General features: G+C 61.2%; 13 protein-coding genes. 1 reads left to right on the forward strand and 12 read right to left on the reverse strand.

Annotation, left to right across the window (positions count from 1 at the left end):
• Positions 1 to 3: 3 nt before the first annotated feature.
• Positions 4 to 1,071, forward strand: coding sequence for a branched-chain amino acid ABC transporter permease (locus tag B3098_RS03590; RefSeq protein ID WP_286891722.1), 1,068 nt, complete (start codon positions 4 to 6; stop codon positions 1,069 to 1,071).
• Positions 1,072 to 1,130: 59 nt separating this feature from the next.
• On the opposite strand, the gene B3098_RS03595 is transcribed toward B3098_RS03590, so the two are convergent.
• The 12 genes from B3098_RS03595 to rpsJ form a co-directional block, all read right to left on the reverse strand.
• Positions 1,131 to 1,544: a hypothetical protein gene (locus tag B3098_RS03595; RefSeq protein ID WP_286891724.1), complete on the reverse strand. Its 414-nt coding sequence runs from the start codon at positions 1,542 to 1,544 to the stop codon at positions 1,131 to 1,133.
• A gap of 355 nt (positions 1,545 to 1,899) precedes the next feature.
• Positions 1,900 to 2,181: a 30S ribosomal protein S17 gene (rpsQ, locus tag B3098_RS03600; protein WP_006216549.1), complete on the reverse strand. Its 282-nt coding sequence runs from the start codon at positions 2,179 to 2,181 to the stop codon at positions 1,900 to 1,902.
• Positions 2,182 to 2,183: 2 nt separating this feature from the next.
• Positions 2,184 to 2,375, reverse strand: coding sequence for a 50S ribosomal protein L29 (gene rpmC / locus B3098_RS03605; RefSeq protein ID WP_003806912.1), 192 nt, complete (start codon positions 2,373 to 2,375; stop codon positions 2,184 to 2,186).
• An 11-nt stretch (positions 2,376 to 2,386) separates the two neighbouring features.
• The gene (gene rplP / locus B3098_RS03610) at positions 2,387 to 2,803 is read right to left on the reverse strand and encodes a 50S ribosomal protein L16 (RefSeq protein ID WP_006389610.1); all 417 of its coding nucleotides are present in this window, start codon (positions 2,801 to 2,803) and stop codon (positions 2,387 to 2,389) included.
• 2 nt (positions 2,804 to 2,805) lie between these two features.
• Positions 2,806 to 3,597 carry a 30S ribosomal protein S3 gene (gene rpsC / locus B3098_RS03615; RefSeq protein ID WP_008168950.1) on the reverse strand — a complete coding sequence of 264 codons (792 nt, stop codon included), beginning with the start codon at positions 3,595 to 3,597 and terminating at the stop codon, positions 2,806 to 2,808.
• A 9-nt stretch (positions 3,598 to 3,606) separates the two neighbouring features.
• A complete protein-coding gene (gene rplV / locus B3098_RS03620) occupies positions 3,607 to 3,936 on the reverse strand; it encodes a 50S ribosomal protein L22 (RefSeq protein WP_006227021.1) in 330 nt (109 codons plus the stop codon).
• A 3-nt stretch (positions 3,937 to 3,939) separates the two neighbouring features.
• A complete protein-coding gene (rpsS, locus tag B3098_RS03625) occupies positions 3,940 to 4,215 on the reverse strand; it encodes a 30S ribosomal protein S19 (RefSeq protein ID WP_006216555.1) in 276 nt (91 codons plus the stop codon).
• 12 nt (positions 4,216 to 4,227) lie between these two features.
• Positions 4,228 to 5,055 (reverse strand): 50S ribosomal protein L2, encoded by an 828-nt coding sequence (gene rplB, locus B3098_RS03630; protein ID WP_056327037.1) that lies wholly within the window; start codon positions 5,053 to 5,055, stop codon positions 4,228 to 4,230.
• A complete protein-coding gene (gene rplW / locus B3098_RS03635; RefSeq protein ID WP_006216557.1) occupies positions 5,056 to 5,352 on the reverse strand; it encodes a 50S ribosomal protein L23 in 297 nt (98 codons plus the stop codon).
• Positions 5,349 to 5,969 carry a 50S ribosomal protein L4 gene (gene rplD, locus B3098_RS03640; RefSeq protein ID WP_008168948.1) on the reverse strand — a complete coding sequence of 207 codons (621 nt, stop codon included), beginning with the start codon at positions 5,967 to 5,969 and terminating at the stop codon, positions 5,349 to 5,351. The genes rplW and rplD overlap by 4 nt, the downstream gene beginning before the upstream one ends.
• Before the next feature lie 4 nt (positions 5,970 to 5,973).
• Positions 5,974 to 6,663 (reverse strand): 50S ribosomal protein L3, encoded by a 690-nt coding sequence (gene rplC / locus B3098_RS03645; protein ID WP_008168945.1) that lies wholly within the window; start codon positions 6,661 to 6,663, stop codon positions 5,974 to 5,976.
• 412 nt (positions 6,664 to 7,075) lie between these two features.
• Entirely contained in the window at positions 7,076 to 7,387 is a 312-nt protein-coding gene (gene rpsJ / locus B3098_RS03650) for a 30S ribosomal protein S10 (protein ID WP_003806903.1), read from the reverse strand.
• Positions 7,388 to 7,482 lie beyond the last annotated feature (95 nt).

Below are 7,482 nucleotides of genomic sequence, written 5' to 3' on the forward strand. Positions count from 1 at the left end.
GACATGTCGTTTCGCCTGCTTTCCGGCGATCCTCCGCGCAGCGCGATCCTGGCGCTGCTGCTCATGGCAATCGTGGCCGCGCTGGCCGCGGCGCCCTTCCTGTTTCCCGGCCCCAAGGCATTGGCCGTCGCGGCGAAGATCCTCGTCTTCATCGTTCTGGTTGCCAGCTACGACCTGCTGCTGGGTTACACGGGCATCGTCAGCTTCGCGCACACCATGTTCTTTGGCATCGGCGCGTACGGCGTGGCGATCGCCAGCATACGCATGGAACCCGGCTGGACGGCGGTGTTTGCCGGGACCGCGGTCGGACTGGCCGTGTCGCTCGCCTTCGCCTTGCTGATCGGTCTGGCCAGTCTACGCGTGCGCGCCATCTTCTACGCGATGATCACCTTGGCCGTCGCCGCGGCGTTTCAGACGCTGGTGTCGCAGTTGTCGGAACTGACGGGTGGCGAAGACGGCCTGAACTTCAAGGTTCCGCAGATGTTGCGGCCGGCATTCCGCCCTCTTTCCGAACCCTTGTTTGGCGTTACAGTCGACGGACGGATCATCACTTACTACCTGATCGCGGCGGTCTGCGTGGTGCTCTTCCTGATGTTGCTGCGCATCGTGAATTCGCCGTTCGGCCGCGTGCTGCAGGCGATTCGCGAGAACCCTTTCCGCGCCGAAGCGATCGGCTACCGCACGGTGCTTTACCGCAGCCTGTCGAACCTGCTTGCGGCGGCGTTCGCGACCTTGGCGGGCGCGCTGTATGCGCTTTGGCTGCGCTACAACGGCCCGGACACGACGTTGTCGTTCGAGATCATGCTCAACATCCTGCTGATGGTCGTGATCGGCGGAATGGGCACCATGTACGGCGCAGTGGTCGGTGCGAGCCTGTTCGTGTTCGCGCAGAGCTATCTGCAGGACGGCCTGCATGCCGTGCATGAGGTCGTGGCGGGCATCCCCCCGCTGGCCTTGCTGTTCGAGCCGGACCGCTGGCTGCTCTGGCTCGGAATTCTGTTCGTGTTGTCGGTGTATTACTTTCCGACGGGTGTCGCCGGACGGCTGCGGGAGTTTGCTCGGCGCCCATAGGCAGCGCCGCGGAACAACATCGAGTTCCGCGCGTCTGTCGTCCGGCCTAAGGCCCTGGGCTAGCGTCCGCTCTGCCTGAGCGTATCGGCACCACGCCTCAGTTCATCGACGCGCCGCTGCATGTCGTCCACGCTGCGCTGCGTCTGACTGCTGGTGCGATTCAGTTGAGAACCCGACGGCGTGGGCATCAAGGGCGGCATGGTCATTTGCCCGCCAGGGGTCAGCGGAATCATGGCCGGTGGGTGCGGATCCGCATGTGGCGGCGGGGCGTTCAGCACGCGCTCCAACACCTTCAGCTGGTCTCGCTGCGCCTGCAATGCGCGTTCCTGGTCCAGCAAACTCTGCTCGTCCTCGTCTTCGGTACCGAAGATGGCGGCATGATCTTTGGATCTTCCATCCAATTGAACCCGAGGATCCGGCCCGGCGTTGAGCAGTTGCTTGCCGAGCGTCGTGGCATCCATCGGCGCTGACATGGAACCGGCTGCCGCAGGCGCTGAACCCTCGGTTGCGCCCGCGCCAGATACGCCGGTAGCAGAGCCTGCTGGCGGCATCGGAGCGGGAAACGTGCCAGGAACGGCTGCCTCGCGCGCTCCAGGAGCGCCGCTGGCGGCGGACGGCATGGGCGCGCCTCGCTCCTGTGCAAACGCGGCGCCGGCGGCCGTTGCCATCCAGCACGTTGCGGCGATCGCGAACCCGGCTGATTTGCGGACGATGACCATGCTTCCCTACAGAATTCCCACATGCAAGACATAAAAAAAAAACGGCAAGGGTTTTGGCCCTTGCCGTTTTATATCAGAACGGCGAACCGTTCCGAGGTGCAGCTTTCACTTAGATGATACGTGCGGCTTCAACCAGACGCACCACACGCCACGACTTCGAGCGCGAGATGGGACGGCCTTCAGCGATTTCAACCGTATCGCCTTCGTTGTACTGGTTCGATTCATCGTGCGCCTTGTACTTCGCGGAACGCATGATGATCTTGCCAAAGATGGGGTGCTTGACGCGGCGCTCAACCAGAACGACGACAGTCTTGTCCATCTTGTTGCTGACGACCTTGCCAACCAGCGTGCGCTGGCGCTTGGCCACTTGGGTGTTTTGAGTTTCGCTCATCTTTATTTCCCTGCCTTCTCGGTCAGCAAGGTGCGGACGCGAGCGATGTCGCGGCGCACGTTGCGCAGCTGGCTGGTGTTGGCCAGTTGCTGCGTGGCTTTCTGCATGCGCAGACCGAATTGGGCCTTCAGCAGGCTTTCGAGCTCTTTGCCGAGCTCGGCGGCGTCTTTCGAACGGAGTTCGCTAGCTTTCATGTTAGTACTCCTTAAGCACCGATATGACGCGCGACGAACGTGGTCGAAATCGGCAGCTTGGCAGCGGCCAGGCGGAAAGCTTCACGCGCGAGCTCTTCGCTAACCCCTTCCATTTCGTAGAGCACCTTGCCGGGCTGGATTTCAGCAACCCAGTACTCCGGGTTGCCCTTACCGTTACCCATACGGACTTCGGCAGGCTTCTGCGAGATGGGCTTATCCGGAAAAATGCGAATCCAGATACGGCCGCCACGCTTGATGTGACGATTGATGGCGCGACGAGCAGCTTCGATCTGACGGGCGGTCAGACGGCCACGGCCGGTAGCCTTCAGGCCGAACTCGCCGAACGACACGTGGGTGCCACGAGTCGCCAGACCGGTGTTGCGGCCCTTCTGCTCTTTGCGATACTTTCTGCGGGAGGGTTGCAGCATGGTTATTCTCCTTCAGGCGCCGGAGCAGCGTCCGCCTTGCGGGGAGCGCGGCCACGACCACCCGGACGACCGGTGCGAGCACCGTCCGGACGATCACCACGCGGAGCGCGGCGCGGACGACGTTCTTCTTCACGCGGGGCTGCGGTTTCCGGCGGCAATTCGCCGTTGGCCAGCATGTCGCCCTTGTAGACCCAGACCTTGATGCCGATCACGCCGTACGTGGTGTGGGCTTCGGAGGTGCCGTAGTCGATGTTGGCCTTGAGGGTGTGCAGCGGCACACGGCCTTCGCGATACCACTCGGTGCGAGCAATTTCGATACCGTTCAGACGGCCCGAGCTCATGATCTTGATGCCTTGGGCACCCAGACGCATGGCGTTCTGCATCGCGCGCTTCATGGCGCGGCGGAACATGATGCGCTTCTCGAGCTGTTGCGAGATCGAGTCGGCGATCAGTTGAGCATCGGTTTCCGGCTTGCGGATTTCTTCGATGTTGACGTGCACGGGCACGCCCATCAGACGCTGCAGATCAGCCTTCAGGCTTTCGATGTCTTCGCCGCGCTTGCCGATCACCACGCCCGGACGAGCCGAGTAGACGGTGATGCGGGCATTCTTGGCGGGACGCTCGATGATCACGCGACCAACGGAGGCGCTCTTGAGCTTCTTCTTCAGGTACTCGCGAACGCGAATGTCTTCGGCCAGCATCGAGCCGAAGGCCTTGTCGTCGGCGAACCAACGCGAGGACCAATTACGGGTGACCGCGAGACGGAACCCAGTGGGGTGAATTTTCTGACCCATCGTGACTCCTTAAGCTCCGACCTTGACCGTGATGTGGCAGGTCTGCTTCTCGATACGGTTGCCGCGGCCCTTGGCGCGAGCGGAGAAGCGCTTCATCGACTGAGCCTTGTCCACGAAGATCGTGGTGACTTTCAGTTCGTCGATGTCGGCGCCGTCGTTGTGCTCGGCGTTGGCGATGGCGGACTCGACAGCCTTCTTCAGGATGACGGCAGCCTTCTTCGGCGAGAAGGTGAGGATTTCCAGCGCACGGCCGACCTTCTGGCCACGGATCAGGTCCGCAACCAAACGGGTCTTCTGAGCGGAGATGTGAACCCCACGGATAATGGCAGTAGTTTCCATCGCTTACCTCTTCGCCTTCTTGTCCGCGGCGTGACCCTTGAACGTACGGGTCAGCGCGAACTCGCCCAGCTTGTGACCGACCATGTTCTCGTTGATATAAACGGGAACATGCTGCTTGCCGTTGTGCACAGCGATCGTCAGACCGATGAACTCGGGCAGGATCGTGGAACGACGCGACCAGGTCTTGATCGGCTTCTTGTCTTTGCCCGCGACGGCCGTGTCCACCTTTTTGATCAGGTGAGCATCGACAAACGGGCCTTTCTTGATCGAACGTGACATAGTGTTCGCCTCTTACTTGCGCTTGCGCCGTTGGACGATCATATTGTTCGTCCGCTTGTTGCGACGGGTCTTGTAACCCTTCGACGGAGTGCCCCACGGGCTGACCGGCTCGCGTGCTTCACCGGTACGGCCTTCGCCGCCACCGTGCGGGTGATCCACCGGGTTCATGGCAACGCCACGAACGGTCGGGCGGACACCGCGCCAACGCATTGCACCGGCCTTGCCGATTTGGCGCAGGCTGTGTTCTTCGTTACCGACTTCACCGATGGTGGCGCGGCATTCGATGTGCACACGGCGGACTTCACCCGAGCGCAGACGCACCTGAGCGTAGATGCCTTCGCGAGCCAGCAGGACGGCAGAAGCGCCAGCCGAGCGGACCATCTGGGCACCCTTGCCGGGGAGCATTTCGACGCAGTGGATCGTCGTACCGACCGGGATGTTGCGGATCGGCAGCGTGTTGCCAGCGCGGATCGGAGCATCGGTGCCCGACAGCACGGTCGCACCGACTTCCAGGCCACGGGGAGCGATGATGTAACGACGTTCGCCGTCTGCGTAGCACAGCAGAGCGATGTGCGCCGTACGGTTGGGGTCATATTCCAGACGCTCGACCTTTGCCGGGATGCCGTCCTTATCGCGACGGAAGTCGACGATACGGTAGTGCTGCTTGTGACCACCGCCACGATGACGGATCGTGATGTGACCGTTGTTGTTACGGCCAGAACCACGGGTCTTCTTTTCGAGCAGCGGCGCGTAGGGCTCACCCTTGTGCAGGTTCGGGCTGACAACCTTCACCATGCCACGGCGGCCAGCCGAAGTCGGCTTAACTTTTACGAGGGCCATTTACTTCACCTCCGCAAAGTCGATTTCCTGGCCGTCCTTGAGCGAGACGTAAGCCTTGCGCTCATTACGGCGACGGCCAACGAATCGGCCAAAGCGCTTGACTTTGCCCTTACGGTTGAGGACCTGCACGGACTCGACCTGCACCTTGAAGAGCAGTTCGACGGCAGCCTTGATTTCCGGCTTGGTAGCGTCAGCCACGACACGGAAAGCGACTTGCTGATTCTTCTCAGCGACGAACGTGGCCTTTTCGGTCACGATCGGAGCCAGAATGACTTGCATCAAGCGTTCAGCGTTCATCCCAGCATCTCCTCGAGTTGAGCGATGGCCGGCTTGGTGATCAGCACTTTCTTGTAGTGGACCAGCGACAACGGATCGGCATAACGGGGCTCGACAACGGCAACGTGCGGCAGGTTGCGGGTGGCGAGGTAAACATTTTCATCGACGCTGTCGGTGATGATCAGGACCGAGTCCAGGCCCAGGCTCTTCAGCTTTGCAGCGGCAGCCTTGGTCTTGGGCGATTCCAGATCAAACGATTCAACGACGGCGATGCGGTCTTCGCGAGCGAGCTGCGACAGGATCGAACGGATCCCGGCGCGGTACATCTTCTTGTTGACCTTCTGGCTGAAGTTCTCTTCGGGCGAGTTCGGGAAAGTCCGACCACCACCACGCCACAGCGGCGACGAAGTCATACCAGCGCGAGCGCGGCCGGTACCCTTTTGACGCCAGGGCTTCTTGGTGGAGTGCTTGACTTCCGTGCGGTCCTTCTGAGCACGATTGCCGGAACGCGCGTTGGCTTGGAAAGCCACGACGATCTGGTGAATCAGCGCTTCGTTGAAGTCACGGCCGAAGATCGTGTCCGGCGCGCTGAACGTAGCAGCGGCCTGACCTTGGTCGTTCAGGAGCTTGAGATCCATTTACTTACGCTCCCTTCTTGGCCGGGGCCTTGATGGCCGGGCGCACAACGATGTCGGCGCCAGCGTGGCCGGGGACAGCGCCCTTGACCAGCAGCAGGCCGCGCTCAACGTCAACGCGAACGACGTCGAGGTTTTGAACGGTGCGGGTGACGTCACCCAGGTGACCGGCCATGCGCTTACCCGGGAAAATGCGGCCCGGATCTTGTGCTTGACCAATCGAGCCCGGAACGCGGTGCGAACGGGAGTTACCGTGCGACGCGCGCTGCGAACCGAAGTTGTGACGCTTGATGGTACCGGCGAAGCCTTTACCAATGGTCGTGCCCGTGACGTCGACCTGTTGGCCGGCTTCGAACACGGATTCCACGGCGATCACGGAACCGGCCGCAAATTCAGCGGCGCGAGCGGGATCAAGGCGGAATTCTTTGAGGATGCTACCGGCTTCAGCGCCGGCCTTGGCGTAGTGGCCCGTTTGCGGCTGAGCCACACGCGAGGCACGACGAGTGCCATAAGCCACCTGGATGGCGGCGTAGCCGTCGGTTTCCAGCGACTTAACTTGGGTCACGCGGTTGTTGGACACGTCCAGCACGGTCACCGGGATGGATTCACCTTCCTCGGTAAAAATGCGGGTCATGCCGACCTTGCGACCCACCAGCCCCAGCCGGTGAGCGGCGGGCGTGGGTGTCGAATTCGACATCGTTTTCTCCATTCCCGACTGCGATTGGTCGGGGCTAATCAGGCAAAAGGTAACGGCCTTTGCCCTACGACTATGTTCAACCTGGACTAGGCGCAGCGCCCTCAAACAGCAAGGCGGCTTGGGCTTTGTCCATAGTTAGACTTGCCACAAAATGGCAAGCTTCGCATATTAGCATGTTTTTTCTAAGCGGCACAAGCACTTAGCGGATTCAGGCCATGCCTCGGTGGGCATTTTTGCCACGGTTTGCGCGGCCTGGCGGGCATGCTGCCTTCCTGCGTCGTTTGAGCAGGTAGTGAGCACATGCTTACATGCTCGTTCGGGCCGGAACGCGAAAACAAAATGGCCGCAATCCCGAGGGAGTGCGGCCATTTTTTTACGAACCTGCCGGCGAAGGTAGCAGGCCCGGAGCGTCTTACTGCAGCGCGATTTCGACGTCGACGCCGGCCGGCAGGTCCAGACGCATCAGGGCGTCAACGGTCTTGTCGGTGGGATCAACGATGTCCATCAGGCGCTGATGGGTACGGATTTCGAACTGGTCACGCGACGTCTTGTTGACGTGCGGCGAACGCAGAACGTCGTAGCGACGGATACGCGTGGGCAGCGGCACCGGACCGCGGACGACAGCGCCCGTGCGCTTGGCGGTGTCGACGATTTCGGCGGCCGATTGATCGATCAGCTTGTAATCGAAGGCTTTCAAGCGGATGCGGATCTTTTGGTTTTTCATGGCGTTTCCTAAAGAACGAGACGCGAGGGCGGGATCACGCCCTCGCTGGTTGGGTGCTGCTTAATAGATCCGAATTACTTCAGGATCTTGGCGAC

The sequence above is a fragment of the Achromobacter sp. UBA2119 genome (assembly GCF_002331005.1).
Taxonomy (GTDB): Bacteria; Pseudomonadota; Gammaproteobacteria; order Burkholderiales; family Burkholderiaceae_B; genus Achromobacter; species Achromobacter animicus.